This is a genomic window from Geminocystis sp. GBBB08 (assembly GCF_016743215.1).
Taxonomy (GTDB): Bacteria; Cyanobacteriota; Cyanobacteriia; order Cyanobacteriales; family Cyanobacteriaceae; genus Geminocystis.
The window spans coordinates 1-14,517 of record NZ_VRZC01000096.1 but is presented as its reverse complement, the minus strand read 5'-3'; the positions used below and the strand labels follow the sequence as shown (position 1 = coordinate 14,517).

13 protein-coding genes and 2 pseudogenes are annotated in these 14,517 nt (G+C 31.8%); 11 read left to right on the top strand and 4 right to left on the bottom strand.

Annotation, left to right across the window (positions count from 1 at the left end; translation table 11 throughout):
- Positions 1–133 precede the first annotated feature (133 nt).
- From FWJ34_RS12600 to FWJ34_RS12585, 4 genes are all read left to right on the top strand, one after another.
- Entirely contained in the window at positions 134–322 is a 189-nt protein-coding gene (locus FWJ34_RS12600) for a DUF29 family protein (protein WP_308255673.1), read from the top strand.
- Between the two features lie 164 nt (positions 323–486).
- The gene (locus FWJ34_RS12595) at positions 487–948 is read left to right on the top strand and encodes a DUF29 domain-containing protein (RefSeq protein WP_308255672.1); all 462 of its coding nucleotides are present in this window, start codon (positions 487–489) and stop codon (positions 946–948) included.
- Between the two features lie 213 nt (positions 949–1,161).
- Positions 1,162–1,623, top strand: a complete 462-nt coding sequence (locus FWJ34_RS12590) for a DUF29 domain-containing protein (protein WP_308255671.1) — start codon at positions 1,162–1,164, stop codon at positions 1,621–1,623.
- A 72-nt stretch (positions 1,624–1,695) separates the two neighbouring features.
- A complete protein-coding gene (locus tag FWJ34_RS12585) occupies positions 1,696–1,848 on the top strand; it encodes a type II toxin-antitoxin system HicB family antitoxin (RefSeq protein ID WP_308255670.1) in 153 nt (50 codons plus the stop codon).
- Between the two features lie 41 nt (positions 1,849–1,889).
- On the opposite strand, the gene FWJ34_RS12580 is transcribed toward FWJ34_RS12585, so the two are convergent.
- Complete coding sequence (locus FWJ34_RS12580; protein WP_308255669.1) at positions 1,890–2,033, bottom strand: hypothetical protein; 144 nt, start codon at positions 2,031–2,033, stop codon at positions 1,890–1,892.
- 190 nt (positions 2,034–2,223) lie between these two features.
- Between FWJ34_RS12580 and FWJ34_RS12575 the strand changes: the two genes are divergently transcribed.
- The 7 genes from FWJ34_RS12575 to ppk1 all read left to right on the top strand — a co-directional run bounded on the left by FWJ34_RS12575 (position 2,224) and on the right by ppk1 (position 12,525).
- Positions 2,224–4,920 carry a glycosyltransferase gene (locus tag FWJ34_RS12575; RefSeq protein WP_308255668.1) on the top strand — a complete coding sequence of 899 codons (2,697 nt, stop codon included), beginning with the start codon at positions 2,224–2,226 and terminating at the stop codon, positions 4,918–4,920.
- Positions 4,921–4,938: 18 nt separating this feature from the next.
- A complete protein-coding gene (locus FWJ34_RS12570) occupies positions 4,939–5,202 on the top strand; it encodes a hypothetical protein (protein ID WP_308255667.1) in 264 nt (87 codons plus the stop codon).
- Entirely contained in the window at positions 5,118–6,245 is a 1,128-nt protein-coding gene (locus FWJ34_RS12565) for a glycosyltransferase (protein ID WP_308255666.1), read from the top strand. The genes FWJ34_RS12570 and FWJ34_RS12565 overlap by 85 nt, the downstream gene beginning before the upstream one ends.
- A 14-nt stretch (positions 6,246–6,259) precedes the next feature.
- Positions 6,260–8,203 carry a glycosyltransferase family 4 protein gene (locus FWJ34_RS12560; RefSeq protein WP_308255665.1) on the top strand — a complete coding sequence of 648 codons (1,944 nt, stop codon included), beginning with the start codon at positions 6,260–6,262 and terminating at the stop codon, positions 8,201–8,203.
- A 105-nt stretch (positions 8,204–8,308) separates the two neighbouring features.
- Positions 8,309–9,109 (top strand): DUF3782 domain-containing protein, encoded by an 801-nt coding sequence (locus tag FWJ34_RS12555; RefSeq protein WP_308255664.1) that lies wholly within the window; start codon positions 8,309–8,311, stop codon positions 9,107–9,109.
- A gap of 185 nt (positions 9,110–9,294) precedes the next feature.
- Complete coding sequence (locus FWJ34_RS12550; protein WP_308255663.1) at positions 9,295–10,251, top strand: GDP-mannose 4,6-dehydratase; 957 nt, start codon at positions 9,295–9,297, stop codon at positions 10,249–10,251.
- Between the two features lie 129 nt (positions 10,252–10,380).
- Positions 10,381–12,525 (top strand): polyphosphate kinase 1, encoded by a 2,145-nt coding sequence (gene ppk1, locus FWJ34_RS12545; RefSeq protein ID WP_308255662.1) that lies wholly within the window; start codon positions 10,381–10,383, stop codon positions 12,523–12,525.
- 400 nt (positions 12,526–12,925) lie between these two features.
- Here the strand turns inward: ppk1 and psbU are convergent, their stop codons facing one another.
- The 3 genes and pseudogenes from psbU to FWJ34_RS19570 all read right to left on the bottom strand — a co-directional run.
- Entirely contained in the window at positions 12,926–13,354 is a 429-nt protein-coding gene (psbU, locus tag FWJ34_RS12540) for a photosystem II complex extrinsic protein PsbU (RefSeq protein ID WP_308255661.1), read from the bottom strand.
- Positions 13,355–14,110: 756 nt separating this feature from the next.
- Positions 14,111–14,173, bottom strand: a pseudogene (locus tag FWJ34_RS19575) (hypothetical protein); the annotation flags it as partial.
- Positions 14,167–14,265 (bottom strand): annotated as a pseudogene (locus FWJ34_RS19570) (pentapeptide repeat-containing protein); the annotation flags it as partial. The pseudogenes FWJ34_RS19575 and FWJ34_RS19570, both read right to left, overlap by 7 nt.
- Between the last annotated feature and the right edge of the window lie 252 nt (positions 14,266–14,517).

The following is a 14,517-nucleotide window of genomic DNA, read 5'->3' as shown; positions in this document are numbered from 1 at the left end:
TAAATTGATTTTTTTCTTTTCAATCCTTTGATTGACTAATCAATGTTCGAGCGCACTTTAAGTGCGAAACCTGCTACCAGATACCTGAAACCTTCCTAAACCCAATATTATTGCATCGAACTGAGGTGAACCCTTGCTGATTTTACAATATTGGCAATCCGAAAAAGAAAGAAATCGAGGTCATTGGGAAAGAGAAATATTGAATTTTCGACTGCAAATCATGGAAGAATTAGAAGATAGTCCCAGTTTAAATAACCATTTAAACAATAAATTTCTTGACTGTTATCAAAAAGGGCGTAAATTAGCTTCTAAACATTCTTAACTTTCCCTTAATGCCTTCCCCGAAAAGCCGATCACACCTCTTGAACAAATTCTCGATGAAAATTGGCTTCCTTAAATAGCTTTTCTTAAAAGCTCGATCGCACCTTACCGTTTCTTAGAAATGACCTATAATTGGAACTAGATCAAAAACTAAGGGCAAAGAATATGGTAGCTCAATTAAAAACTGAAAGTAAAACTTTATACGATACTGACTATAACCTTTGGATATTAGAAACAGTTAAAAAACTAGAAAATAATGATTTTAATTCTGTTGATTGGGAGAATTTAATTGAAGAGGTATTAGATTTGAGTAAAAGGGATAAAAGAAAACTTCAAAGTCTTTTGATTAAATTATTTGAGCATTTATTAAAGCTAAAATACTGGTATTCCGAGTATTATTACAATAAGGGGCATTGGGAAGGGGAAATTTTAAATTTTCGGCAACAGATTAATATTGAACTGGAAGATAGCCCTTCTCTTAAACCTTATTTATTAGAAAAATTAAAAGATTGTTATGACAAAGGTCGAGCTATAGCCGCCAAGCGTTGCCAACTTCCTCTCCACACCTTCCCCGAAAAGCCGATCGCATCTCTAGAACAAATTCTCGATGAAAATTGGCTTCCCTAACAAAAATAGGCTGAAATAAATTAAGTAATTATTTTATGACAATAAAAAAGTACTAACTAGATCATTCCTCCCCATTCCCGTAAAACAGGCATCTTGCCAGTGAGATACAACGATCGATCCCTTCCTTCTCCCAATGCAAACATCGATCACTTCCTTAAACTCTTCCATGAAAATAATTTATAATAAAATTAGTCAACATCGGAGGTAGTCTTAATGGTAGCCCAATTAATCAAAAACCACACAAATTTGTACGATACTGATTATAATCTTTGGATATTAGAAACCGTAAAAAAACTAGAAGATCGAGATTTTAATTCCGTTGATTGGGAGAATTTAATTGAGGAGGTATTAGGTTTGAGCAGAAGTGATAAAAGAAAACTGGAAAGTTTATTAATGAGATTGATCGAACATCTTTTGACGTTAGGTTATTGGGAATCAGAAAAAGAAAGAAATCAAGCACATTGGCAAGGAGAAATCCGTAATTTTCGCAAACAAATAAAAAAAGAATTAAAAGCTAGTCCTAGTCTTAAACCCTATTTACAACATATCTTTGAAGAATCTTATCAAGATAGTAGAGAAATTGTCAGTGATAAATCTCAACTCCCTCTTAATATCTTTCCAGAAAAACCCTTCGCACCTCTGGAACAAATTTTAGATGAAAATTGGCTTCCTTAAAAAAACTAATGATTTAACTATAATTGATGAATCTTTTGAAGTCCCCTAATTTAGATAAATTCAGTTAATTATATGAACTATCTCAAAGATTATACAATTGTTACTCGTCCTGATGATAATTGTCTTTATGTTGCTTATATTCCTGCCATTTTAGGTTGTCATTCATGGGAGAAAACTCTCGAAGAAACAGAATCTGAATTAGTCAATGTATTTGAAATGATTTAAAATATATTAATTTACAAAAACAATTACCCTTCGATGTGAAATTAACCGTTGCTTACACCCGATAAAGCCAAAGAATTAGAAAAAGTAGCCCTTAAATTAGGATTTAGCAAACTTCGCCAAATAGGGAAGTCATGCTCGTTAGATTTATCAAGATGGGCGATCAACCAACAACCATACCCATTCATGGTAATGCAAAAATTGGTGGTTGATTATTTAAAGAAATTCTCAAACAATTGGGTATTACAGAAAGCGATTTTAACCAATTAAAATAACAATTTAATTTATTATTTAACTAGCTATAAAATCAGTGCTTTTGCTATTAATTTACTTTCAGCATTAAACCTTACCAAAGAACAGGTAAAATATATTAATTTTATGAATAATCAACCTTTAGTAAGTATTGGAATATTTGTCTATAACGAAGCAAAATTTATAGCTCAAACAATTGAATCTTGGTTAAATCAGGATTATCAAAATATTGAAATAGTTATTTCGGATAATGCTTCTGAAGATAAAACTTTTGAACTTTGTCAACAATATGCGGAAAAAGATCATCGTATAGTTCTTAATCGTAATTCCCAAAATATAGGAGCTGCTTTTAATGCAAAAAAAGTAGTTGAAATGTCCACTGGAAAGTATTTTATTTGGTCATCTGGCCATGATGATAGAGATACAAAATTATTATCGTCTTGTGTCAAAGTTTTAGAATCAAATCAGAATGTTGTTTTAGCTTATCCTCAAGCTAATTGGATTAATGAAAAAGGAGAAAGTTTTGATTCTATTGGTGGATGTATTGAAACAAGAGGATTAGATCCTCTCTCTCGTCTGAATATGATACTGTGGGGATTAGCTTATGCAAGTCCAGTGTATGGTCTTTTTAGAGCAGATGCGTTACAAAAAGTATCTTTGGGTAAATCTCTTATTGCTCCGGATGTTCTTTTATTATCTGAATTATCAATTTTAGGGGAATTTGCTTATGTTCCTCTACCATTACTGCAAATGAGAAGAATGCCAGATTATGGTAGTTGGGATAGTTATGTTGGTAAAATTTTTAATCAATCTTTATCCCAATTGTCAGTACCAGAAATTTTTGGGGAGATGCTCAAAGAATTTGTTACCAATATCACTAAACATATTAACGATCCTAAAACTAAACAAACTGCTAGTTATTTAATAGTTCAAGGATTAATGGTTAAATATGGAGGAATTTTAGTAACTTTATTAAGAGAAAAAAATAGTAATTTATCGGATAAAGAACAGGTAATTCTACAAAACATTCAAAATATATCAACTTTTTTACAGAAAAATAACGATTTTCTATCAACAAATCTAATTAATTTTAGTGACTATCCACAATCTAAACAACCTGTTAATATTTCCGAACCAAAATCACCCATAATCTTAATTGACGGGGTATTTTTCCAACTCAATCAAACAGGAATAGCCAGAGTTTGGAAATCATTGTTAGAACAATGGGCAAATAGCGATTTTAGTAATCATATTTTAGTCCTTGATCGTACCAACACTGCCCCTAAAATACCTGGTATTCGCTATCGAACTATTCCCCCTTATAATCCTAACAATTTAGAAAGCGATCGCTTTTTATTGCAACAGATCTGTGATGAAGAAAAAGCTGACTTATTTATTTCTACATATTACACTATTCCCAAAACCACAAAATCAGTAATGATGATTTATGATCTAATTCCAGAAGTAATGGGATGGGAAACAGATCATATTTATTGGAAGGGAAAACATGATGCGATTAATTATGCTTCTAGTTTTATTAGTATATCAGAAAACACCGCTCAAGATTTGCAGAAATTTTTTCCTGAAACAATTAATAAAGGAATTACAGTTGCTTTGTTAGCGGCTGATCAAGATTTTGGGTTAGTTTCCGAATCAGCAATTTTTGCTTTTCGTCATAAATATAATATTCAAAAACCTTATTATCTTTTAGTTGGTAATGAGGGATTTCAAGGTTATAAAAATCAAATTTTATTCTTCCAAGCCTTTGCTCAATTACCCACCAAATCGGGATTTGACATAATTTGGACTGGAAATAAAGGCTATTTTCCTGAACAATATCGACAATATATTCAAGGTTGTTCTATTTATTCACTTCAGTTAAGTGATCAGGAATTAAAAATAGCTTATAATGGTGCGATCGCATTAGTATTTCCCTCTAAATATGAAGGTTTTGGATTCCCTGTTTTAGAAGCAATGACTTGTGGTTGTCCTGTTATTACCAGTCCTAACTCTTCTATTCCTGAAGTGGGGGGAGATGCCGTATTTTACGTTAATTCTGACGATGTACAAGGAATGATGGAGGCTTTGTGTGAGATACAAAAACCTAGAGTTAGAGATTTGTTGAGAAATAAAGGTTTTCAACAGGCACAACAATTTTCTGGGGCAAAAACCGCAGAAACTTGTCAGAATCTCTTATTAGAAAACGCTCAATCTATTAATAATTCCTTTAATATTAACTTCCAAACTCTTAACCTCATAATATTTCCAGACTGGCAACAAGACGAAGAAGAATTATCATTAACCCTAACAGAAGTATTAAGTACGATCGCATCTCATCCTCAAGCAGAAGAAATTACTCTAATTATTGATACAACTAATGCCGAAAATGAAGAGGATGTTAAACTTTTGGTATCTGCTGTAACAATGAATTTAATGTTAGAGGAAGCCATAGAGTTATCAGAAGCAACGCAAATCGCTTTTATTGGTAATTTAACCTCTCAACAATGGGAAAAACTATTGATCTTGATTCAATATCGTATCAGATTAGACATTGAGTATTTACCTATGTATATCGAAAAAATAGCTTTTTGCAATATTCAAGATATATCTAATCTTTCTGTAACTTCCTTAGAAAATGATTTACTTGATATTAATTTTCAAACCCTTAATTTAATTATTTTCCCTGATTGGCAACAAGATGAAGAAGAATTATCTTTAACTCTTGCCGAAGTATTAAAAGGAATAGCAAATCACCCTCAAGGTTCAGAAATTACTTTAATTATCGATATAACTAATGCCGAAAATGAAGAAGATGCCAGTTAATTAGTCTCTGGTGTGACAATGAATTTAATGTTAGAGGATGGAATAGAGTTACCTGAAACCACTGAAATTGTATTTATCGGTAATTTAACCTCTCAACAGTTGAAATTAATTAAGAATAAAATTGATTATCAAATTTCCTTAAACAAAGAAAATTTATCTATTACCAGAGAACAATTTAATGTTATTACTCTTGAGCAATGGAAAAATATCACAACTCCAAAACAAATAATTTACTTACAAAATCCAAATCAGGACATTTACCTAAAATTGATGAAGTTTTAAAAGCCTGTGGTTCCCATGGTTGGAATATGTGGCGAGGTTGGGTGAATGTTTTAGCGAAACAAGGTTTATTAAATAGAGTCTTTGCACCAAAAGCTAATTGGAATAACACAAAACCTCTTGATGATGATGGTTTATGGGAATATCTCGAAAAACCAACAGGAGATATAATGCTTTTAGCTGGTTTTGACTGGCATTCTCAACCTTTACATAGATCTCTTGAATGGCAAGAAAGATGGCGACAAGCCAAGGTCGAAAAAATTGCCTTATTGCAAGAAAATTACTCTGCTAAAGTCACTCAAAATAACTTACAATGGCAACAACAAATGTCTGAAGCTATCTCTACCGCATCCTTGTGTATTGATCGTCTAATTTGTCATCATGAACCAGATGTACAGTTTTTAAAAGAAAATTATCAGATTGACTTACCAAGTTTATTTTTGTGTTTTGCGATCGATCCTCAATATTTTCGCCCCATAAAACCTTTTGAAAATAAAATCAACCGTGCCGCTTTTAGAGGTAATATATCTGCTTACTTTTCTGGTGAAACTTATCAAGATAGAAGAAAACTAATTGAGTTATTAAGAGAATCAGGACAAGTAGATATTTTTGAATATACTTATAATAATGCTGACAAAAATGAGTTTTTGACCACAGAAGGAGTAAAAAAATATGCGGATTTACTAAATCAATATCGGATTCAACTCAATTTGCCTTCTATTTCTCAAACTTTAACTAATAGACCAATGGAAGTAATGGCTTGTGGTGGTGTATTATTACAAAATAGTATTATTGGTGAAGAATCTAAAACCTTTTTTGAAGATCAAAAACATCTTATCTTTTACGATGAAAATAATCCTCAAGATTTGCTTAATAAGATTATAGAATTACAAAAAAATCCAGATTTAGCTTACCAAATGGCGAAAGAAGGTCAAAAAAATTGTTATGAAAATCACACTCTCTTTGAGAGAGTAATTAGTATATTAAATTGGCTAAATTATGATATTAAAAAACTCTTAAAACCAAAACTAATCTTTATAAATTAATTTATATATTATAAATGTTTGCTTTTAAAAATAAAAAAATTCTCGTAATTAATAATATATATCCTCCTCAAGAATTAGGGGGTTATGGAAGATACATTTCTGATTTTGCTAATATTTTAAGAGAAAGAGGGCATCAAGTAAAAGTCTTAACATCTGATGCTTCTTACCTCAAAGAAATAACGGAATTAGAATTGGGTATAGATAGAAAATTAATACTTTATGGTGACTATAAACAACTTCCACCTACTGTAATTAAAGATTCAGAAAAATTAAAACAAATAATTAGCAAAAATAACGAATATATTGAGACAATTATCAAAGATTTTCAGCCTAATGTTGTTTTAATTGGTAATATAGATTTGTTAGGAGCAAATATTTTTAAACCATTTTTCAATCATAATATACCTGTTATCAATCATTTAGCTTTTAATCAACCCGGATATAGTTTAGTAGAAAAACCAAATCACCCTCTATATCATTTAAGTACCTGTAGCTATCATGTTAAAAATAATACTCTTAATTTAGGTTATCAATTTAATGATATTAGTGTTATTTACCCAGGGGCCTATGTAGATGATTTTAAACAAGAAAAATTACCTATATTTGATCAATTAAAAATCGTTTTTGCCAGTATTATTTCTCAATATAAAGGACCTCAAACTCTCATAGAGGCGTTAGCGATTTTACACCATGAAGGATTTGATTTTGATTGTATTTTAGCAGGTGCTACTCCTGTTTCCGAATTTAAAGAGAGTTTAGAAAAATTTATTACTGATAATGGAATGGACGATAAAGTTAGACTAATTGGTTATCAATCACGGGATAGTTTAATTAAACTTTATGGAGATCGCAATGTATTTATTTTTCCGTCCGTATGGGATGAACCTTTTGGCATTTCCCAAGTAGAGGGAATGGCCGCCGGTTTAACAACCATTACCAGTGCGACAGGAGGGGCGAGTGAAATTATAGAGCATGGTATTAGTGGACTAAAATTTCAGAAAAATAATCCTCTCAGTCTTGGGTTTTGCCTATTACGTTTACTAGCAAAGAAAGAAGATTGGAAAAGAATATCTCAACAAGGAATTAAACGAGCAAAAGAATTTTTTGATATATATTATTCCGTGGATTTGTTAGAAGAAAAATTTGCGGAACTTTTATTAAAAAAAGATAACTGTGATCAATGGTTAAATTTAAGAGAAGAAAAGATTATTAACTATAAGGATATAGAATTAACAAAAATTAATTATCTAATTTTCCCCCATTGGCAAACAGACGAAGAAAAATTGACGATGGCTTTTACTCATTTAATTGATAAACTAACTCAAAAATTTACTCCTATTGAGGGAGGTGAGATAATAACTCTCGTAATTGATACCACTGGAATAACCGAAGAAGATGCTAATTTATTCTTATCAGGTATAGCTATGAATTTGATGTTAGAGAAAGAATTAAACTTAGAAAATATCTTATATTTTACTTTAATTAGTAACTTAAATGAACAAGAATGGAAGAATTTATTCCCAAAAATTACCGCTAAAATTACCTTAGAAAATGAAAATCAAGACGCTATTAATTATGCTAATATTGAAGAATTAGTAAGTATTAATGCTAATAATCATAATTATGTTATCTTTCCTGATTGGAAAACTGAAGAACAAGAATTATCAACAGCAATTAGTCAAATTTTAATTAAAATTAATAGCTATTATGAAAAAGAAAATATTACTTTATTAGTAAATATAACTGATGCAAATATTCAAGAAGTTGAGTTATTTTTTTCAGAAATAATTATGAATTTAATGCTAGAGGAAGGCAGAGAATTATCAGAAAATATTAGTATTAATTTTGTTGATTTTACTGTTAATCAATGGCAGAGTTTAGGTAGTTTAATTAAAGGAAAAATAACTTTAGCTTGTGAATCTTTACCTGAAAATTTACCATTATGGAACCCCTTTTAAATATCAATTATATTTCAACTTTTTTTGTCGAACTGACGTAAAGCTCACAAAGGATTACTATATAATGAAAATAGCCACAAAAGTCAATAAAATAGATAATAAATAATGACAGAAATTGAAATTAAAAATATTATCCAACAACAGTTGCCCGAACTGATAGCAAAAGATCCGACTATTAGAGACTTTATCCTGCGTACCGTTTCTGAATATTATTCCCCTAAAGAAGAAACTGATCGAAAGTTTGATCTTATTTTGGCAGAACTAAGGCATGATCGAGAAGAACAAACTCGTAAATGGGAAGAACAAACTCGTAAATGGGAAGAACAAAGTAATCAATGGGAAGAAAACAATCGCCGTTGGGAAGAACAAAGTAATCAATGGGAAGAAAACAATCGCCGTTGGGAAGAAAATAATCGCCGTTGGGAAGAAAATAGCCAAAGGTTGGATAAAATGCAACATCAAATCGATGAAACTCTGACACAAATCAAAAAACTGGATAGAAAATATGACAGTACGATCGGGGCTTTAGGATCAAGATGGGGATTATATTCGGAAGCTAGTTTTCGTAACGGTCTTAAAGCTATACTCGAAGAATCTTTTGGTGTACAAGTTCTTAATGTTAATGATTTTGATGATCAAGGAGAAGTTTTTGGCAGACCAGATCAAGTCGAAATTGATGTTATTATCAAAAATGGGTTATTAATTCTCTGTGAAATAAAATCTAATATGGACAAGGCGGGAATGTATATCTTTGATCGAAAAGTATCCTTCTACGAAAAACGTCATCACAGAAAAGCGACTCGTAAAATGGTGATTTGTCCGATGGTGGATGATCGTGCCTTACCTGTGGCGAAAAACTTGGGGATAGAATTATATAGTTATGCTGATAGTGTGGAGTTAAATTAAGATTAAGGCGGTTTCCAAAAAAGAATTTACCATTTTTCTTTATAATTCCCCCTTTGTTAAGGTGGGTTAGGGGGGATCATGTAGGTATATTTATTATTAGAAATCACCTAAGTTATCACAAAATTCAGTAAATTTGAGTTTGTTGAAGAATCTCTCAAAATTTACCTTTTTAATGACATTTAAAAATGATGAAAAAAGCCTTAATTTGTGGAATTTCAGGACAAGATGGTGCTTATTTAGCTAAATTATTACTTCAAAAAAATTATCTTGTTTGTGGTACATCCAGAGATGCAGAACTATCTTCCTTTAAAAATTTAGCTTTTTTGGGCATCAAAGAAAAAGTACAACTAGAATCTATGGCTTTAAATGATTTTCGTAGTGTTTTACAGGTTATTACTAAATTTGCACCTGATGAAATATATAATTTAGCTGGACAAACTTCTGTTAGTTTATCTTTCCAGCAACCAGTAGAAACCTTAGAAAGCATTATCACGGGAACTTTAAATTTTTTAGAAGCCATTAGATTTACTGGTAAAAATATTAAGTTTTATAATGCTAGTTCAAGTGAGTGTTTTGGAGATATTGGCGATCGCCCAGGGGATGAAACTACGCCATTTCGTCCTCGAAGCCCTTATGCGGTGGCTAAATCTACGGCTTTTTGGGAAGTAGCGAACTACCGAGAGGCTTATAATATTTTTGCTTGTTCTGGTATTTTATTTAATCATGAATCACCATTGCGATCGAAACGATTTGTAACTCAAAAAATTGTGGAAACTGTTTGTGACATTCATCAAAAAAAAGCAAGTCAATTACAATTGGGAAATTTAAAAATCAAAAGAGATTGGGGTTGGGCGGAAGAATATGTAGAAGCAATGTATTTAATGTTACAACAAGAGCAACCCGATGATTATGTAATTGCGACGGGGGCAAGTTATTCCTTAGAAGATTTTGTGGAATCTGCTTTCAGTTACTTTAATCTTGATTGGCATGATTATGTTATCAGTAATCCTGAACTATTGCGGCCTACAGATTTATCTATTAGCAAAGGCAACCCAGAAAAAGCCCAAAAAATACTGGGATGGAAAGCTCGTTATCAAATGGGTGATGTCGTTAAAATGATGATTGAAAGTAAAATAATTTAATAGTTTATTAACCTAATCATAATGTGATTGTTAATCTTGTCAGGATAAGATGATTAAATAAGTTTGATTAAAATTAGGGCTAAAGCCTTTACTACAAACTTTAATTCATTTACTTTACATAAAAAATACATGAAAGATCAAGCTATTAATCTTGAAAATCCTCAATACTATTTTAACCGAGAATTAAGTTGGTTAGAGTTTAATTATCGAGTTTTACAAGAAGCCTTAAACGAGAAAACATTGTTATTAGAAAGACTAAAATTTACCGCTATTTTTAGTGCTAATCTTGATGAATTTTTTATGGTGAGAGTAGCCGCTTTAAAACGACAAATCGAAGCTGAAGTAACCAAATTAACCCCTGATGGTAGAACACCTTTACAACAAATTCAAGAGATTAATACCCGTTTACGCCCATTAGTTAAACAACAGGTAGAAAATTTTGAATATAACCTCAAAAAAGAACTAATTAATCATGGAATACATTTAATTAATTTTGTTGATTTAAATCAAGAACAAAGGAATTATTTACATCAATATTTTGATAATAACATATTCCCAGTACTAACTCCTTTAGCCGTTGATCCTAGTCATCCTTTCCCTCATATGTCTAATTTAAGCCTAAATTTGGCAGTATTAGTCAAAAATCCGGATACAGGAGCAGAATTATTTGCTAGAGTAAAAGTACCGAAAACTCTCCCTCGTTTTGTTAATTTTCCCCTTGAATTACGTCAAGTTAATCATCAGGAAGAGAATTTGATATGGGTTGGTATCCCTATTGAACAAGTCATTGCCCACCATCTATCATCGTTATTTCCTGGCATGAATCTTCAAGAATGTCATAATTTTCGTTTAACTCGTGGTGCCGATTTGGGGGTACAAGAAGACGAAGCAGACGATTTATTGTTAGCCATACAACAAGAATTACGAAGACGGCGTTTTGCTGGTTCTGCCGTACGTTTAGAAATTCATAGTACTATGCCTTATAATGTGAAACAAATGTTAATGCAAGGCTTGAATTTAGAGGAGATGGATATTTATGAAATTGATGGTTTATTGGGCTTAAATGATTTATTCGCTTTAACTAGTTTGCCCTTACCTGAATTAAAAGATAAGCCTTGGAATGGTGTAACACCACCACCTTTTGACCAATTTCAAGAGTTGGAAATGGCGAAAGAAAATGATGATGATAATAGCGTTAGTGAACAATTTTTTGCCATGATTCGCAAGTCGGATATAATGATACATCACCCTTATCATTCTTTTACAGCTACTGTACAACAATTTATTACTCAAGCTGCTCATGATCCCCATGTTATGGCGATTAAAATGACTCTTTATCGCACTTCTGGAGATTCTCCTATTATTAAAGCCTTGATTGAAGCGGCGGAAAATGGAAAACAAGTTGTAGCGTTAGTGGAATTAAAAGCTCGTTTTGATGAAGAAAATAACATTCTTTGGGCTAGAAAATTAGAAAAAGTAGGAGTTCACGTTGTCTATGGTATTGTAGGTTTAAAAACCCATACTAAAATTATTTTAGTGGTACGCAAAGATAAAGATAAAATTTGCCGTTATGTTCACATCGGCACTGGTAATTATAACCCAAAAACCGCTAAACTTTATACGGATATTGGTTTAATTAGTTGTCGGGAAGATTTAGGTGCTGATTTAACAGATTTATTCAATTTTTTAACCGGTTACTCTAAACAAAAGGCTTTTCGCAAATTATTAGTCGCTCCCGTAACAATGCGCGATCGCATGATAGGTATGATTGAAAGAGAAATAGAACACTGCAAAAATGGTAGCACTGGGAGAATTGTCGCAAAAATGAACTCATTAGTAGATTTACCAGTTATTCAGGCTTTATATCGTGCATCTCAAGCTGGTGTGAAAATTGACTTGATTATAAGGGGTATGTGTAGTTTACTTCCAAATATTGAAGGTATCAGTGATAATATTAGAGTAATTAGTATTGTCGGGCGTTTTCTTGAACATTCCCGCATTTTTTACTTCAATAATAATGGTGAAGAAGAAATTTATATCGGTAGTGCCGATTGGATGGGGCGTAACTTATCTCGTCGAGTGGAAGCGATTACCCCGATAGAAGATCCAAAATTACTTAAACAACTACAAGAAATTTTAGGCATTATGCTTTCTGACAATACACAGTCATGGGAATTACAATCTGATGGTAGTTATATTCGTCACATTTGCCAAAATGGAGAAAAAGAGATAAATACCCATGAAATTCTTATGAAAATGGCAACTAATAATTAGGGGGTGCGTTAAAAAGTTGGTAATGTTAGGGATAGCACAGGTGTATTTAAAAAACTGGTGTTGGACAAGATTTGGTGGAAAAGATTCCGAAAGTGGGCGGGGGAAGAAAACCTTACAAAACGAGTTCGTTGACTATGCTATAAGAATCCCTAAAAAGACAACTTTTCTTGTGTAACATTTTTCTAGTCTTAAAAGTCTTGCCTTCACCCAAATGTTAAAAACTTGACTTTGTGAGGAATGGGCAACGATGCTCAATTTCCTCATTTTAAATTCTAAATTATTCGGGCAATAGTTTTAATGGTTTGGCAAAGGGCTTAAGCCCCTTGTTAGAATCGGAGTATGTAACTGTATAATACTTTTAAAATTTAACCCCCCCTTCACCCATTACTATTAATTGGCTTTAGTAAACACCGGCATTATAACGCTCGTCACCTTCATTAAATACCTCTGAGATAGGGGTAGCAGTGAAATTATCGAGATTAGCTTGTAGTCTTTCTTTTTGGGTGTCACTTAATCCAGGTATAAGTAAAACATCTTCTACCTGCTCATAAGGGGCATTTTGAATGATAATACTAGCTAATTTAGGATAAAAACCTCTTAATTCACGAAAATCACGAATATCGCTATTATTTACGTCAATTTTTTGGCCAAATTCAGTGCGTAATAAATCGTCAGCTACATTCCGTCGGCTATTTTCTACAGCAACTAAACGAGGATTTACTTGTAAAATACTATTAAAATCTAATGCTTGGGCAGGTTGAGAAAAAGCCAATGAGCATAAGAATAACATGAAACTAAATAGGGTTACAACACGATGCCATAACTTCATGAAAATTTAACCTCCAAGATTAAGATAACTTTAAGTATTATTTTATATATGCTAATTGTTTTTGAATATAATGATACAATATTTTATATTCCACAAAACAAAGTCTATTAGCTGAGACTATCCCGTAAAAACAAGGATTAAAAAAATATTAATGGGATTGTATTTAACTATCTTTGGGCTAGGCTATTCTAATCCACAAGGTTAGTTGTTATCTGATTTTATCAGTGAAATTGCTTTTTTCATTCATCAAAACATAAAGATTTGTAAAGTTATTGAATAAATGATAGCTAAGTAGGGTTTGCTGAAAAAGTATTTTGATGAGGATAGGCACTCTTGCAATGGGTAATGATACACAGGGCAATGGGATGGCCGCCCCTTGTTAGAATTAGAGTATGTAATTTTTATAAACATTACCTGTTTTTTCAGTAAACAAGGGGTTTAAATCCTTTTTTGCTAAAACTGCACATTTTTTTGTTGATGTAGTGTGTTTAAATCCTTGATTCTTAAAATTCCTGATTAATTCAGCAGCCACTAAATAGTTGCATTAATTTTTTTTATTTCCTTATCATTGTTGTTAATCATTTTTCATCAGAGTATTCTCCACCAACTCCAATACCAGTTTCCATAATCATCGCATTTTCAATATTCATATTATTCATGGAAGCACCAGAAACTTGAGCATCAAAAATAATAGCATAACTGAGATCAACACTATTAAGATTGGCATTATTCATGGTAGCATTAGTCAAAAAAGCCTTACTTAAATCTGCACCTTGTAAATTTGCCCCGTCTAAATCTGCTCCTTCTAAATTTGCTCCCTCTAAATTTGCATAACGTAAATCTGCATTTCTCAAGTCTGCACCTATTAAGTGTTCACCTTGTAAATCAACTCCTTTGAGGTTGCATCCCATACATTGATTTGTTTCCAACAATTGTTGTCGATGAGTAGGATTTTCAGCACTAACAGGTATAACGAAGGAAAATGTCGTTACAATGGCGATGGTTGTAGCTAATAATTTATACATAATGATTTATCCTCTCACGCTCTAGTTTTGATTGTAACTTATTTTCTTTTTTAGTTGTGATTTGGTTAAGAATAATTTACATAACTTTTAATTTTTTTAGATTAGAGATTTTCGAGAAAAAATTGAACCTAAATTTAA